13 protein-coding genes are annotated in these 14,284 nt (G+C 70.6%); 7 read left to right on the forward strand and 6 right to left on the reverse strand.

The genetic code is table 11. The features are described 5' to 3' along the window. The first annotated feature begins 212 nt into the window (after positions 1-212). On the forward strand, positions 213-767 hold the full coding sequence (locus AB0J58_RS05520; RefSeq protein WP_364210631.1) for a hemerythrin domain-containing protein: 555 nt from the start codon (positions 213-215) through the stop codon (positions 765-767). Positions 768-1,105: 338 nt separating this feature from the next. Here the strand turns inward: AB0J58_RS05520 and pruA are convergent, their stop codons facing one another. After that, positions 1,106-2,731, reverse strand: a complete 1,626-nt coding sequence (pruA, locus tag AB0J58_RS05525) for an L-glutamate gamma-semialdehyde dehydrogenase (RefSeq protein WP_364210634.1) — start codon at positions 2,729-2,731, stop codon at positions 1,106-1,108. Beyond that, positions 2,731-3,657, reverse strand: coding sequence for a proline dehydrogenase family protein (locus tag AB0J58_RS05530; RefSeq protein ID WP_364210637.1), 927 nt, complete (start codon positions 3,655-3,657; stop codon positions 2,731-2,733). The genes pruA and AB0J58_RS05530 overlap by 1 nt, the downstream gene beginning before the upstream one ends. A gap of 94 nt (positions 3,658-3,751) precedes the next feature. Here AB0J58_RS05530 and AB0J58_RS05535 point away from each other — a divergent pair, with 94 nt between their 5' ends. Further along, entirely contained in the window at positions 3,752-4,819 is a 1,068-nt protein-coding gene (locus tag AB0J58_RS05535; RefSeq protein WP_364210640.1) for a helix-turn-helix domain-containing protein, read from the forward strand. On the opposite strand, the gene AB0J58_RS05540 is transcribed toward AB0J58_RS05535, so the two are convergent. Continuing rightward, a complete protein-coding gene (locus tag AB0J58_RS05540) occupies positions 4,816-5,547 on the reverse strand; it encodes a glycoside hydrolase family 16 protein (protein WP_364210643.1) in 732 nt (243 codons plus the stop codon). The two genes, AB0J58_RS05535 and AB0J58_RS05540, sit on opposite strands and share 4 nt — an antisense overlap. Before the next feature lie 111 nt (positions 5,548-5,658). On the opposite strand from AB0J58_RS05540, the gene AB0J58_RS05545 reads away from it, so the two are divergent. Next, entirely contained in the window at positions 5,659-6,612 is a 954-nt protein-coding gene (locus tag AB0J58_RS05545; protein WP_364210646.1) for a hypothetical protein, read from the forward strand. Positions 6,613-6,704: 92 nt separating this feature from the next. On the opposite strand, the gene AB0J58_RS05550 is transcribed toward AB0J58_RS05545, so the two are convergent. Together AB0J58_RS05550 and AB0J58_RS05555 are read right to left on the reverse strand one after the other, a co-directional pair. Continuing rightward, complete coding sequence (locus AB0J58_RS05550) at positions 6,705-7,859, reverse strand: glycosyltransferase (RefSeq protein ID WP_364210649.1); 1,155 nt, start codon at positions 7,857-7,859, stop codon at positions 6,705-6,707. A gap of 411 nt (positions 7,860-8,270) precedes the next feature. Then, positions 8,271-10,130 (reverse strand): SpoIIE family protein phosphatase, encoded by a 1,860-nt coding sequence (locus tag AB0J58_RS05555; RefSeq protein ID WP_364210652.1) that lies wholly within the window; start codon positions 10,128-10,130, stop codon positions 8,271-8,273. Between the two features lie 124 nt (positions 10,131-10,254). On the opposite strand from AB0J58_RS05555, the gene AB0J58_RS05560 reads away from it, so the two are divergent. Both AB0J58_RS05560 and AB0J58_RS05565 read left to right on the forward strand, forming a co-directional pair. Further along, a complete protein-coding gene (locus AB0J58_RS05560) occupies positions 10,255-10,971 on the forward strand; it encodes an ANTAR domain-containing protein (protein WP_343983590.1) in 717 nt (238 codons plus the stop codon). Positions 10,972-11,086: 115 nt separating this feature from the next. Further along, positions 11,087-12,211: an enoyl-CoA hydratase/isomerase family protein gene (locus AB0J58_RS05565; RefSeq protein ID WP_364210655.1), complete on the forward strand. Its 1,125-nt coding sequence runs from the start codon at positions 11,087-11,089 to the stop codon at positions 12,209-12,211. Between the two features lie 24 nt (positions 12,212-12,235). Here the strand turns inward: AB0J58_RS05565 and AB0J58_RS05570 are convergent, their stop codons facing one another. After that, the gene (locus AB0J58_RS05570; protein ID WP_343983596.1) at positions 12,236-12,607 is read right to left on the reverse strand and encodes an STAS domain-containing protein; all 372 of its coding nucleotides are present in this window, start codon (positions 12,605-12,607) and stop codon (positions 12,236-12,238) included. A gap of 193 nt (positions 12,608-12,800) precedes the next feature. On the opposite strand from AB0J58_RS05570, the gene AB0J58_RS05575 reads away from it, so the two are divergent. Together AB0J58_RS05575 and AB0J58_RS05580 are read left to right on the forward strand one after the other, a co-directional pair. Then, positions 12,801-13,577 carry a SigB/SigF/SigG family RNA polymerase sigma factor gene (locus tag AB0J58_RS05575; protein WP_343983599.1) on the forward strand — a complete coding sequence of 259 codons (777 nt, stop codon included), beginning with the start codon at positions 12,801-12,803 and terminating at the stop codon, positions 13,575-13,577. A 197-nt stretch (positions 13,578-13,774) separates the two neighbouring features. Continuing rightward, on the forward strand, positions 13,775-14,152 hold the full coding sequence (locus AB0J58_RS05580) for an ATP-binding protein (RefSeq protein WP_364210658.1): 378 nt from the start codon (positions 13,775-13,777) through the stop codon (positions 14,150-14,152). Positions 14,153-14,284: the final 132 nt, after the last annotated feature.

The raw sequence follows: 14,284 nt of genomic DNA on the forward strand, positions 1-14,284 counted from the left end.
CCGGGCCTGGACGTTTCAGGAGGCAACGGCGGGTTAGAGGCGGATCGAGGGGCTGTTGGAGCTGCCTCCAAGCAGTACCTCTGTGACGTCGCGAAGCGTATGGACATAGCCCGGGAGGTCCTCCATGAGCAGGACGGAGCTGGTGGAGGCGATCAAGAAGGCCAACCGCCGGGCGTCCGCCAAGGCCCGTACCTGAGACCGAGGAGACGAACATGCCCCAGAACGTCATTGAAATGATCATGGCCGACCACCGTGACGTCGAGATGATCTTCGAGAAGCTGAGGAAACAGCCGGAGAACCGGCCGGCCCTGGTGGCGGAGCTGGCCGCGAAGTTCGTCGCGCACGCCCGCGCGGAAGAGGCCGAGGTCTACCCCGAACTGGCCAAAGCCGACCCCGGTGAGCGCGGTGAGGTCCACCACGGGATCGAGGAACACCACGAGGCGGAAGAGCTCCTGGCCACCCTCATGGAGACCGGCCCTGACCGGCCGGAGTTCACGACCGTGCTGGAGCGGATGGTCAAGGCGGTCGAGCACCACGTCGAGGAGGAGGAGACCGACATTCTCCCCGCCATGGCCAAGGCCATCTCCGCCGACAAGCTGGTCGAGATGGGCCGGGTGTTCAGCCGGGCCAAGGCCGGGGAACTCGCCAAGCCGCCCCGGCCGAAGGGCCGTACCAAGGAGGAACTGGTCGAGCAGGCCAGGAAGAAGGAGGTCGAGGGCTACGGCTCCATGACCAAGGACGAACTGCTCGCCGCTCTCGCGGGCTGAGGCGTCATCGGCGGCCGGTGGCGGCGACGCCCTCCCGAAGAACGACCACGGCAAGATGCTCAGGAACACCCTGCGCCGGAGTCGAACCGGGACGGGCCGCGCACCCGGGCCGGGCCTGACCACGTCTGGGCCGCGCGCCCGTGCCGAGCGGGCGCTGACGGAGAGAATTCGCACTTGGGGTTCACGGTGCGTCGCGGATCCACGCCGACCTGTACGAGGTCGGCGTGGATCCGCGACGGGCACGGGCCGGCTGATGCGCCGTGCGGGCCTGGCCGGAAAGACTCGCCGCCAGGGCGGACGGACGACCGGCCGGGATGGCGCGTCCAGCCCGCCGGATGTCAGCCCATGTGCGGGTAGCGGTGGTCGGTCGGCGGGACGAACGTCTCCTTGATCGTCCGGGCGTTGACCCAGCGGGTCAGGTTGAGCATCGACCCGGCCTTGTCATTGGTGCCCGAGGCGCGGGCCCCGCCGAAGGGCTGCTGGCCGACGACCGCGCCGGTCGGCTTGTCGTTGATGTAGAAATTGCCCGCCGCGAAGCGCAGCCGCTCCGACGCCGAGGTGATCGCGTAGCGGTCCTGGGCGATGATCGATCCGGTCAGCGCGTACGGGGAGACGCCCTCCATCTGGTCGAGCACCGCGTCGAAGTCCGCGTCGTCGTAGACGTGCACGCCGAGGATCGGGCCGAAGTACTCCTTGACGAAGATCTCGTCGGTGGGATCGGCCGACTCCAGGATGGTCGGCCGCACGAAGTAGCCGGTCGAGTCGTCGTACGAGCCGGTCAGCACGTTGATCGAGTCGAGCGAGCGGGCCCGGTCGATCGCGGCCCGGTGCTTGGCGAACGCCCGGTCGTCGATGACCGCGCCCATGAAGGTCGACAGGTCGGCGGCCACGTCGCCGACGGTCAGCGACTCGGCCGTGCCCACCAGTTCGTCGCGGATCACCGACCAGACCGAGCGCGGCACGTAGGCCCGGGAGGCGGCCGAGCACTTCTGCCCCTGGTACTCGAAGGCGCCGCGGACCAGCGCGGTGGTGAGCACACCGGGATCGGCGGAGGGGTGGGCCAGCACGAAGTCCTTGCCGCCGGTCTCGCCGACCAGGCGCGGGTAGGACCGGTATGAGGTGATGTTGGCGCCGACCGTGGACCACAGGTGCTGGAAGGTCGCCGTGGAGCCGGTGAAGTGGATGCCCGCCAGGTCGGGGTGGGTCGTCGCGACCTCGGAGACGGCGGCGCCGTTGCCGGTCACCATGTTGATGACGCCCGGCGGAAGCCCGGCCTCCTCCAGCAGGCGCATGGTGAAGTGCGCGGCGAACTGCTGGGTGGGGGAGGGCTTCCAGACGACCACGTTGCCCATCAGGGCCGGAGCCGACGGCAGGTTCCCGGCGATAGCCGTGAAGTTGAACGGGGTGATCGCCAGGACGAAGCCCTCCAGCGGCCGGTACTCCATCCGGTTCCACACGCCGGGCGACGAGATCGGCTGGTCGCTGAGGAGCCTGCGGGCGAAGTCCACGTTGAAGCGCAGGAAGTCGATCAGCTCGCAGGCCGAGTCGATCTCCGCCTGCTGCGCGGACTTGGACTGGCCCAGGATCGTCGCGCCGTTCAGCGTCTGCCGGTAGGGGCCGGCCAGCAGGTCGGCGGCCCGCAGGAAGATCGCGGCCCGCTCGTCGAACGGCATGGCGCGCCACGCGGGCGCCGCCCGCAGCGCGGCGTCGATCGCCGCGCGTACGTCGCCGGCGGTGGCGTCGGCGGTGCGGCCGAGCACGGAGGCGTGGTTGTGCGGCTGGACCACGTCGATCGGGGCGCCGCCGCCCATCCGCTGCTCGCCGCCGATCGTCATCGTCAGATCCAGCTGGGCCCCGGCCAGCTCCTTGACGCGGTCCTCCAGCGCGGCGCGCTCGGCACTGCCCGGCGCGTAGCCGAGCACCGGCTCGTTGATCGGGGCGGGAACTGCGGAGATGGCATCCATCACTTGCCTCCAAGGGCACGAAGAAAGAAGGCGATGTTCGCCGGACGCTCGGCCAGCCGGCGCATGAAGTAGCCGTACCAGTCGTCGCCGTAGGGGATGTAGACGCGCATGACATGGCCGGCGCCCGCCAGCGCCTGCTGCCGGTCCGTCCTGATGCCGTAGAGCATCTGGTACTCGTAGTCACCGGGGGAGCGGCCAAACCGGTCGGCGAGCGTCTCGGTGATGGAGATCAGCCGGTCGTCGTGCGTCGCCACCATCGGGTAGCCGGCACCCGACATGAGAATGCGCAGGCAGCGCACGTAGGCCCGGTCGACCTCGTTCTTGTGCCGGTGGGCCACCGAGGCGGGTTCGGCGTAGGCGCCCTTGACCAGGCGGACCCGGGAGCCCTGATACGCCAGGTCGCGGCAGTCGGCCTCGCTGCGGAACAGGTAGGACTGCACCGCGACGCCGACGGAGGGGAAGTCCTCGCGCAGGGCCCGCAGCGTCTCCAGCGTGGAGTCGACGGTGGTGTGGTCCTCCATGTCGAGGGTCACGTTCGCCCCGCAGGCGCGGGCGGCCTCGCAGATCTGCCGCGCGTTCTCCAAAGCGATCTTGTCACCGTCGGCGCCCAGCGCCTGACCGACCGCCGAGAGCTTCACCGAGACCTCGGCGCGGTCGCCGAGCCCCAGCTCGCCCAGGGGGCTGAGCAGGGTGGCGTACGCCCTGGCCGTCTGTGCGGCGGCGGCGGTGTCCTTCGTCTCCTCACCCAGGTGGTCGACGCTGACGGCCAGGCCCGCGGCGGCGAGGTGACGGATCGCCTCGACCGCGTCCTGGGGCGTCTCGCCCGCGACGAAGCGGTCGACGACCTTGCGTGTCAGGGGTACGCCGGAGACCGCGCGCCGTACCAGCGGTAACCGGGATGCGCCGAGAAGGAGGGAACCGAGCATGTCTTCACCCTAAAACCCTGGTCAGGCCGACCGTCATGTGCATCTGCCACGACCGGCGGGAAGAGTGTTCATACACATGTACAACAATGGTGAGGTGTTACAGGAGACAGTCGACGAGATCGCCGCCAGGCTCGGTGCCTCCGCCACCCTGGAGGACCGCTCGTTCCAGCTCCTGGCCTATGCCGCGCAGAGCGGTGACATCGACATGGTGCGCCAGGAGTCCATTCTGCGGCGCCGCGCGACCGACCAGGTGCGGGCCTACTTCGAGGGATACGGCATCGCCGGCGCCCACGGGCCGGTGCGCATCCCCGCCGACGCCGACCTGGGAGTGCTCGCCCGGGTGTGCGTGCCGCTGCGGCACCGCGAGGTGGCCTACGGCTACCTGTGGCTGCTCGACGACGGCACGCTCGGCGACGACGTCCTGGCCTCGGTCGGCGATCTGGTCTCCCGGGCCGCCGCGGCCCTCGCGCAGGAGGCCCGCAGCCGCCAGGACATGGGAACGAGCCTGCGGAGGCTGTTCTCCTCCGACACCGAGGAGCGTTCCTGGGCGCTGTCCAGGCTGGACGTGCGCGGCCCGGTGACGGCGATCGCCGCCCGCAGCTCACCGGACCGGGTCGCCGCCCTCTGGACGCTCCCGCGCGGCGTGCTCGCCGATCCGGCGTTCCCCGCCGGGGACGAGTCGCTGGTCGCGCTGCTGGTCCCGGCCGGCCAGGCGAGGGAGTTGGCGGGCCGGATCCAGGGCATGTACGGCACGGTGGTGGGTGTCGGCGCCCCCCGAGACGATCTCTCCCAGGTCTGGCGGAGCTGGCGGGAGGCCGTGCACGCGCTCGGCGTCGCCGGCCGGGTACCCGCGCTGGGGCCCGTCGCCGCCTGGTCGAGGCTGGGGGTCTACCGGTTGCTCGCCCGCATGTCCCAGGCCGGGCTGCGGGAACTGGCGGAGGAGGTCGCCGGGCTGGCCCGGGACCCGGAACTGGTCAGGACCGTGGAGAGCTATCTCGACCGCGCGGGTCACGTCCAGGAGACCGCCACCGCGCTCGGCGTGCACCGCCAGACGCTCTACTACCGGCTGGCCAAGGCCGAGCGGCTCACCGGCCGCGACCTCGCCGACGGTGAGAACCGCCTGCTGGTCCACCTCGCCCTCAAGGCGATCCGCCTGCTCTAAACGGCGGCCCGGTAGATCTTCACCCAGTCCACGTACATGCTGACCGTCGGCGGAGTGGAACGGTTGCGGCACGGCGACCACTCGTTGCACGTCACGTCGTTCTGCAGCGCCAGGTGCATGGGACGACCCGTCGGCACGTTCGGCCCCCGGTAGTCCCACACCTTCCTGCCGTCCAGCCAGAACGTCAGCCGTCCGGGCAGCCAGTCCACCGCGACCGTGTGCCATCGGGTGAAGTCGGCCCTCATCCGCCGCTGCGCCTGGGGCTCGTCGCCACGGTGCACGAAGATCCCGCCCGACCTGCGGGCCGGGTCGATGATCTCGGCGAAGTCGATCTCCGCGTACTCCCCGCCCCCCTGGTCGGACGGCCAAAGCAGGGCCACCGGGGTGTAGCCGGCGCCGCGCTCGGCCCGCAGCCGCACCTCCCAGCGTCCGTACCGTTGCGCCGAGCGGGTCGCGATGCCACCGGACAGGTCCCTGCCCGACACGATGCCGCCCTTGAGCCGCAGGACGCCGTCGCCCACGCTCGTGGCCCGCCCGGTGCGCGGGTTGGTCTCGGCGTTGGGGGAGTGGTAGACGACCCATTTACGGCCGTCGACCCGGGTGCCGTCGAAGTTCTCCACCAGGACCGGGGCGCCCCACCCTCGCTCGGCGGACGCGCTCGGTGCCGGCAGCGCGGAGAGCGCCAGGGCGGTGGCCAGGATGCCCAGGAACGTGCCACGAATTGACATGGGCCCATCAAAGCAACGATCGCACTCCAGTAACAGTGGTATTCCGTTTTCGCATCCGTCCCACGAATCCGAAGGATGCTAGTCCGGGCAGGTTGTGCCACGATTTCGGACATGAGCGACATTGATGCCATACGGCGGGCACTGGCCAGGCTGGTGGAGTCCGGTGAGCTCCAGGCGGAGCAGGTGGAGCCGGTCACCCGTGCCGTGGGCGAGGCACTGCGCGACCGGGGCGCCGGGGACCGGGTCAGATGGAGCGAGATCCTCGCGTACGTCGGCGGGGGACTCGTCCTGGCCGGTGCCGCCGCATTCGTCGCCCTGGGCTGGGATCGGATGACCCAGCCGACGAGGATCACGGTTCTCGCCGTGGTCACCGCCCTGCTGCTGGCGGTGGCCGTGGGGCTCGGCAGGGCCGCGCGGTCCGCGACCGGCAGGACGGCCGCCGTACAGGGCAGGGTCGCCGCCACGCTCGCCGCGCTGGGCTCGGGCACCGCCGCCCTCTGCGCCGGGGTCGCCGCCGATCACCACGAGGGACTCATCGGCGGCGCGGCCGGACTGGTGATCGCGGCGGGGGCGTACGCGCTGCTGCCCACCGCGATCGGCCTGCTGGCCTGTGGCGGGTTCGCCCTGGTCACGGTGACCGGCCTGCTGGACCTCTCGGTCGGGGGAGAGGGCGCGGGTTGGGGCCTCGCCTACGTCGCGCTGGGGGTGCTCATCCTGGCGCTCGCCCTCGCCGGGCTGCTCGTCCCGCACGATCTGGGGCTGGGCATGGGCGCGGCCATCGCGCTCTTCGGCGGCCAGTGGCCCGTCCTGTGGGACGGGGAGGCCTGGGGATACTGGCTGACCGCAGTGATCGCGCTGGCCTGCCTGTCGCTGTACGGGCGCCGTCGCACCTGGGTGCTGATCGTCAGCGGCGTGGCCGGGCTGACACTCGCCGTTCCCGAGGCCGTCTGGGACTGGACGGACGGGGCCGTGGGCGGCGCGGTGATCCTGGTCCTGGCCGGGGCCGTCCTGCTGGCCGCGAGCGGTCTCGGGGTCGTGCTGCACCGCCGCGCGTCCCAGTCCTAGCCCGCCTCCCGGACATGTGAAGGACCGGGACTCCGGCGGGAGTCCCGGTCCTTCACATGTGACGGGTGGCCGGTGGCGCCCGGCGGGCGCGGTCAGCGGGCGGAACCGGAGAGGGCGACCTCGTAGACGTGGACGAGTTCCTGGCTGATCCGCTCCCACGAGTAGCGGGACCGGGCGCGGTCGGCGCCGGCGAAGCCGAGCGCGGTGCGGCGGGTCGGGTCGGCGAGGAGCTCGCGGGTCAGGCGGGAGGTCTGCGCGGGACGGTCGGCGGGCACCAGCAGGCCGGTCACCCCGTCCACCACGGAGTCGAGGTGGGCGCCCACCGCGGAGGCGATGACGGGCACGCCGCAGGCCATGGCCTCCAGCACGACGACGCCGGCCGGAGCCTCCTGGGGCAGCGAGACGACCACGTCGGCGCTGCGCATCAGCTTGGCGACCGCGGAGTGCGGGATGTGCCCGAGAACGGTGATCCGATCATCGACGCCGATCTCCTTGGCCAGCAGCATCATGCGGCGCGCGTCGGCGTCGTGCTCCAGGTCCGAGGTCGCCGGGCCACCGGCGATGATCAGCTCGGCGTCGGGGATGCCCTCCAGGGCGCGGATCGCGGTGTGCACACCCTTTTCCGCGGTGAGAGGCCCGACGTGCAGCAGGCGGGGACGGGTACCGCGGGCGGAGGCCGGGCCCTGGCGGCGGAACCGCTCGACGTCGACACCACGCGGGATCACCGAGATGCTGCGGCGCGGCACGCCCAGCCGGATCAGCGAGCTCTCCTCGTCGCCGCACCCGGCGATCACCGCGCTGGCCCGGCGCCCGATGGCCCGCTGCAGCCGTACTCGCTTGGCGTCGCGGGGGTGCTCGCTGCTGAACGTCTGGGTGAACGGCACGTTCAGGCCGTTCGCGCCGGCGATGGCGGCCAGCCCGCCGGTCCAGGAGTGCGCGTGGATGACATCGGGGCGATCCTGCCCCCAGCGGTGCATCAACTGGTCGCCGAGGTCGGAGATGTAGGGCAGCACGCCGTCTTCCGGAAGATCCTGTGCGGGTCCGGCGGTCAGATGCTCAAGCGTGACGCCCTGCGACACACGAACTTTGGGCTTGTCAAGGTCGGAGTTTCTCCGGGCGTAGATGGTGACCTTGTGCTCCCGGCCGAGCTCCCGGGCGACGGCCATCAGGTGAGCGCGCTGGGAGGCGAGGTCGGACTCGTCCTGGGTGGAGGAGAGAGCCTCGGAGGAGACGAATGCAATGTTCACGGCACACCTCTGGGAGGAGATAGGCATGGAAAGCCTGTTATTCCTTCAGGGGTGCCTGCGTCTTAGGCACACGTCTGCATTGCCCTAACCATACCCCGATCTCAGCCGGAGCCAAACCCGCGGGTTTCGACACCTCCTGCTCCGCCGTGACTTCTCGGCCCTGGCGCCCGCGACGGCGACCACCGCCTGACCGGTGGTCCCGGTGTCGTAAGGGCAGGTCATCCAGGCGCGGGGAACACCGGTCGGAGCCGTGGAGCCGTGGCCTGGCGGACGGAGGTCGGCCCGCTCCGACCGGCAGCGGGCCGATCCTGAAACGATCTCATTCTCCGCCCCGGCCGGCCGGGCACGGACGCCGCCGGGGGCGGCCCCTCACCGTTCGGTGAGACCGGCGGGCCACGCCGAGGCGGCCGGTCACACGACACGCAGGGCGAGTATCACGATCTCATCCCAGACTCTTCCGCCGGAGAAGGCGTGCCGGTCCTCCTCCACCGTCTTGACGATCTCGGCGGGCGAGCGCGTCACACAGCGTGCCAGCACGTCGGCCAGCCTGGTCTCGCCGTAGGGCTCACCGAGCTCGTTCTGCGAGGCGACCAGGCCGTCGGAGTAGAACACCAGGGTCTGGCCGGAGGCCGGCGTGAGCTCCTCGGTGAACATCTCGGCCTCGGCGGCGATGCCCAGCGGCACGCCGCCCCCAGCGGTGAACCGCACCCCGCCGTCGGGCTGCAGCAGCGCGGCGGGGTGGTGTCCCGCGCTGGCCAGCCTGATCTTGCGCGCCCGGATGAAGCCGGTCACGGCCATCACGAACATGCCGTTGTGCTGGGCGGTCAGGGCCTGGTTCAGCTTGCGCATCACCTCGCCGGGGTCGGACTCCCAGACGCTGAGCACGCGCAGCCCGTTGCGGACCATGGCGCTGACCGACGCGGCCTCCTCGCCTTTGCCGGCCGCGCCCCCGAGGGCGAAACCCCACCCGTCCCGGGTGGGGAAGACGTCGTAGAACTCGGCGCCGACCGGGCTGGAGCCCGCGTTGTAGATGGCGGCGGCCTCGAATCCGGGGATGTCGGGCAGGCTTCGGGGCACCACGCTGGTACGCAGCGCGTCGGCGGCCCGCGAGCGGGTCTGGAAGCTGCGCCGGGCGCGCAGCGCGAGCCCCAGGTGGACGCCGATCTCCTCCAGCACCCCCAGATCGGCCAGCGAGAACGGCTCCCGGTCGCGCAGGCGCACCAGGGTCAGGGAGCCCAGCACGTCGTCCTCGCCGCCGATCGGCACGATCAGCACCGAGGCGGCGTTCATCACCCGCAGCAGGGGCGGCCCGCCGGGGACGTCGCCGAGCAGCCTCTCGTCCTCCAGCATCTCGTGCACCACGCCCGAGCCGCCGGTCAGCACGTGTGCGATGGCCGGTGCGGTCAGCGGTTTCATCTGTTCGGCGAGGCGGACCAGCTGGGTCACCGGCTTGTCGCTCGGGCCGAGCACGCAGGCGCGGGCGGGGACGCCGTCGCGGATCACATCGGCGATCACCCAGTCGGCCGACTCCGAGGCCAGCAGCCGCGCGGCCCTGGTGACGGTCACCGGCTGGCGCAGGCTCTCCTCGTCGAGCAACAGGCGGGTCATCCTGGCCAGCAATTCCTGCCGGCGTGCCGCGGCCATGACCAGGGTGGCGTCCGACCGGTCGGCGGGACCGTGGGGCGGCCCGGCCACCTGCGCCTCCAGTGGCAGGATCATGACCGCGACCATCTCCTGCGGCTCGCCCGGCATCGTCAGCCGGGTGATGGCCAGCTGCACCGTGTGCGCGCGGCCCTGGTGGGCCAGCCGTGTCTGGAACGTCGCGGTCTGACCGCCCTGCTGGACCGCCGTCAGGTGCGAGCGGAACGCCGCCCGGCGGGAGACGTCGACGAACAGCGGGAACGAGCGGCCGATCAGATACCCCGCCGGGCTGCCGAGCATCCGGGAGGTCTCGGCGCTGATCCGCCGGACCACACCCGAGGCGTCCAGCACCGCCACCGGGATGGGGAAGGTGCGGAACACCTGCCGCAGTAGCTTGAGTTCCCGCTGCGATCCGCTCTCCCGCTGGCCCGACCGCCTGGGGGCCTTGCGCAGCTCGCGCACGGAGGTCTCCAGCAGCTCGCGGGCGGTGTCGAGCTCCGCCAGCGCCGCGTCAAGTGTGGACCGGGGGTCGGCGGGGTATGCGGACTTCGCCTCGCGCAGGGAGGAGATCCTGGCGCTCAGCGCGCTCAGCGCCTGCTCCAGGCTCTGAAGGCCAATGGCGTCGGTCAATGCTCGTCCTCGTCAGGGGCCGGAGTGGGCTGGTCCCGTCGTAGACGGTACGCCACCCCGGTAGGTCGAATCGATCGCGGTCGGATAGTGGTTAAGTTAGTGACACAGGGAGGGGAGTCGCGAGATGGATATGGTCACTCCCGTTCTGGCCCGGGACCTGGCGGCCCTCGGCAGGGTCAGCGAGGAAACATCGAGCGAGAGCGTGCTACGCGGGCTCACAGCAACCCTCGCAGGCGGTGTGCCCGGTTGCGCGGGCGGGTCCGCCGAACTCTGGCGCCAGGAACGCATGGTCGTCTCAGCCTCTCACAGTGAGCTCATCGTGCTCCTCGACGGCGAGGAGAAGTTCGGTGAGGGGCCTTCGACCGAGGCCCGCGCCACCGGACAGTACGTGGTCGTCCAGGACGTCCTGCGCGAGTCCCGCTGGCCGGCGTACGCCGGTATGGCGGTCCGCTGCGGCGTCCGCTCGGTTCTGGTGATGCCGATCACCATCGAGCACGCCGTCCTGGTCCTCGGCCTGTACGGTGTGCGCCCCGGCGCCTTCGCCGCCAGGAACATCCCGCCGCTGGCCGACATGCTCGCCGAACAGGCAGGGGTGGCGCTCGCCAACCTGTGGGACTACGACGAGGTCCGTACCGACGCCGCCCAGATGCAGGAGGCCCTGGCGGGCCGGGCGATCATCGACCAGGCCAAGGGCATCATCATGAAGTCCAGTGGCTGCTCGGCCGAGGCCGCCTTCGACGAGCTGCGCCGCATCTCCCAGCACCACCAGGTGAAGGTCGCGGACCTGGCCAGGCTGCTGGTCGACGAGCACCAGCGCAACCAGGGCGAGAAAACCGGCTGAGAGGGCGTCCGCCGGCGCCGTGCCGGGGGCGGTGAGCCGCAGGGGCGACCGGGCCCGCTGCCCACGGGACAGGGAGAAGGGGAGCCGATGATCCATCGACGGAGTGGGGGAGTAGGTGGCTGACCTGCTGCGTGTCTCTGTCGCCGAACTGGCGGACGGTGCCGCCGACGGCCCGTTGCTCGACATGTCCAAAGGGGTGTGCGAGCCGATCGTGGGGGTGGAACTGGACGGCGGCGCCGACGCGGTGACGCTGGACCGTGCGGTGACGCGGGCACGCGCCTGTGACCGGCTGCTGATCGGGATCGCCGGGAAGCCGTTGCCCGCACAGGTGGCGGATCTGACGCACGCGCTGGATCTGACCCTCGCCGGGCCGGCCGGGCCGGCCGGACGCGAGTGCGTCGTCGTTCCCGACCCCGAGGAGCGGCTCACGGCCGTGCACAGCGCGGCGCTGCGCAATCCGCAGGCCTCCGTCGTTCTCGGTGCCCTCCTCAGGACGACGGAGGCACTGGAGGTCACCACCGCGCTGGACGTCGAATCCCTCGCCTACTCGACCCTGCTCGGCGGCCCCGAGTTCCGCCGCTGGCTTGATGGCCGCCGTCGCCGGCCGGTACCGGCGGCGACGGCACCACCGGTGCTGATCGACCGGGTCGACGACCGTCTGCTGATCACGCTGAACAGGCCGGAGCGGCGCAATGCCTACGGGCGGGAGGTCCGTGACGCCCTGGTCGAGGCCATGCGCCTCGCGGTGCTCGACGACACCGTTACCCGGGTGGTGATCGACGGTGCCGGGCCGTCCTTCTGCTCCGGGGGCGACCTCGACGAGTTCGGCACCACTCCCGATCTCACCACCGCGCATCTGGTGCGCACCCGCGGCGGCGCGGGAAGGCTCGTTCACGAGCTCGCGGACCGGGTCGAGGTGCGCGTGCACGGTAGCTGCGTCGGTGCCGGGATCGAGCTGCCCGCCTTCGCCGGAACCGTGATCGCCGATCCCGGGGCCACCTTCCGCCTGCCGGAAATCGGCATGGGGCTGATTCCCGGCGCGGGCGGCACGGTCAGCATCCCCCGGCGTGTCGGTCGCTGGCGCACCCTCTACCTCGCCATGACCGGCGAGCCCGTCGATGCGGCGACCGCCCTGTCGTGGGGGCTGGTCGACGAGGTCATGCCGTCAGGGTTCGGATGCCCGTCAGGCGGAGGAGGAGCTCATGACGGAGCCATGGCGCCGTCCGGGCGACCGCGGTAGGCGGAGGGATCCACAGAGAACGCCTTAGCCGAAGGCGGCGATCGCGTCGTCGATCGTGTCGTAGAGGGGCAGCCGCTGGGCCAGACCGGTGATCCACATCACTTTGGTCTTGGCGTACTCCACTCCGATGAGCGCGAACTTGGCGCCGGCGGTGGTGCTGAGCTGCCAGTGGTGCACGATCAGCCCCAACGCCCGCGAGTCCATGAAGGTCACGCCACCCAGGTCCAGTGCCATGTCCAGGCCGTGCTCGCCCGTCTGCGCCGCCAGGTAGTCGGCGAACTGCTCCCTTGTCGTCGCGTCCAGCAGGCCCGTCACCCGGATCACGTTGATCCCACTGACGAGCGCCGACGTGAGAGTCAGGGCTGCAGATCTCTCGCCGTTCTCCGACACCGTCACTCAGAGCCTCCTCGCACCATTCGATTAGCAACCTTACTGTTACCTGCGGGCGAGTAATACTCCAGGATTCAGGGGAATAGTGGAACCAGAGGTCCAGCAGAGGGCCTCGCCTCGAAAATCGGTCGAGGCGATGCCGTCTGCCCGGACGTTGCTCCGTGGTCGGCTCGCCTGACAGTAATACCAGGGAGCAGCAATGTCTGTTCAGGCACTCGACATCACCGACATGACCGCTGAGGACCTCCTCGCCGAGATGTCTTTGCCCGAGGTATCCGACCATCGTGCCGAGCGCCTGCGCGAGCGCATCGTCGAGATGCACCGCCACCTCGCCATGGAGATCGCCCGCCGCTACCGTTACCGCGGCGAGCCGATGGAGGATCTCCTGCAGGCCGCGTACGTGGGGCTGATGAAGGCCATCAACGGCTTCGACCCGACCCTCGGGCACCCCTTCCGCGGCTACGCCGTGGTCACCATGACCGGTGAGGTCAAGCGCCACTTCCGCGACCGCACCTGGGCCATTCGCGTCCCCCGCGTCTACCAGGAGCGCAGGGCCGAGCTGAACCGCCTGGTAGCCGACCTCAGCCAGGAGTTCGGTCGTGCCCCCACGGTCGCCGAGCTGGCCGCGAAGATGCACATCTCCGAAGAGGACGTCCTGCTCACCCTCGATGCCTCCGCCGCCTACAGCGCGCTTTCGCTGGACGCCCCCCTCGGCGCCGACGACGACGCGGCGGCGCTTGGCGACGTCATCCCCGAGGAGGACGACGCGCTGGGCACCCTCGTGGACCGCGAGGCGGTCAAGCCGTTGATCGACAAACTGCCGACGCGGGAGAAGAACATCCTGCTGCTGCGCTTCTTCGGAAACATGACCCAGGCCGAGATCGCCGCGGAATTCGGGATCTCCCAGATGCACGTCTCCCGTATCCTGCGAAAGGTGCTCGACCAGCTCCGTGCGGAGCTTGTCGCCGAATGCTGAATACACAGCCTGTTACCGGGCACCCCAGTCGGCGACAACGGACGTGGCGTAAGGTGCGTTTGAACGAATCCCGGATGTTGAGGACGACGGCGGACCGGGACAGGGGAGGCGGATCTCGGGTGAACGAGGACGGTGTTCGTCCGGCTCGCTTCACGGCGAGTGGCGCCCGTTCCAGGGTTTCTCCCGCGGGGACCACCGTGGCCGAACTCGCCTTCTGTCTTCCCGACCTTCCCGACGTACGTGACTTCGCCGCCGTCCAGGCCATGCGGAGTGGCATGTCACAGGACGGACTCGCCGACTTCCTGGTGGCGTTGAACGAGGTGGCCACCAACGCGGTCACCCACGGCCACGCCACCGCCAAGGCCATGCTGCGGATGTGGACCGTCGACCGGACCCTCGTCGTGGAGATCCACGACGAGGGTCAGTGGGACCCCGGACCGTCCCCGGGGGAGACGCCCCCGGGGCCGCACGCGACCAGCGGCATGGGCCTGTGGGTGGCCCGGATGGTCAGCTCCGACATCAAGTTCGAGACCGGGGCCGCGGGCACGTTCATCACCATGTCGTTCAAGGTCTAGCCGTTCCTCCGGCCGTTCCGGGCCGGGGGAACGGCGTATACGACTGCGCCCCGACACCGGTGAGAACGGTAGAGCGTGGGGTAGGGGAAGAGTGGATGAGTTTGGGTGTATATATCGGTGGTCGCGGGATCA

Source organism: Streptosporangium sp. NPDC049644 (assembly GCF_040675205.1).
Lineage (GTDB): Bacteria > Actinomycetota > Actinomycetes > Streptosporangiales > Streptosporangiaceae > Streptosporangium > Streptosporangium fukuiense.

Bases quoted from the DNA above. Each gene is read 5' to 3' on its own strand.
- pruA (WP_364210634.1), bottom strand. From the start codon at position 2,731: ATGGATGCCATCTCCGCAGTTCCCGCCCCGATCAACGAGCCGGTGCTC.
- AB0J58_RS05530 (WP_364210637.1), bottom strand. From the start codon at position 3,657: ATGCTCGGTTCCCTCCTTCTCGGCGCATCCCGGTTACCGCTGGTACGG.
- AB0J58_RS05545 (WP_364210646.1), top strand. From the start codon at position 5,659: ATGAGCGACATTGATGCCATACGGCGGGCACTGGCCAGGCTGGTGGAG.
- AB0J58_RS05540 (WP_364210643.1), bottom strand. From the start codon at position 5,547: ATGTCAATTCGTGGCACGTTCCTGGGCATCCTGGCCACCGCCCTGGCG.
- AB0J58_RS05575 (WP_343983599.1), top strand. From the start codon at position 12,801: ATGTCTGTTCAGGCACTCGACATCACCGACATGACCGCTGAGGACCTC.
- AB0J58_RS05520 (WP_364210631.1), top strand. From the start codon at position 213: ATGCCCCAGAACGTCATTGAAATGATCATGGCCGACCACCGTGACGTC.
- AB0J58_RS05560 (WP_343983590.1), top strand. From the start codon at position 10,255: ATGGATATGGTCACTCCCGTTCTGGCCCGGGACCTGGCGGCCCTCGGC.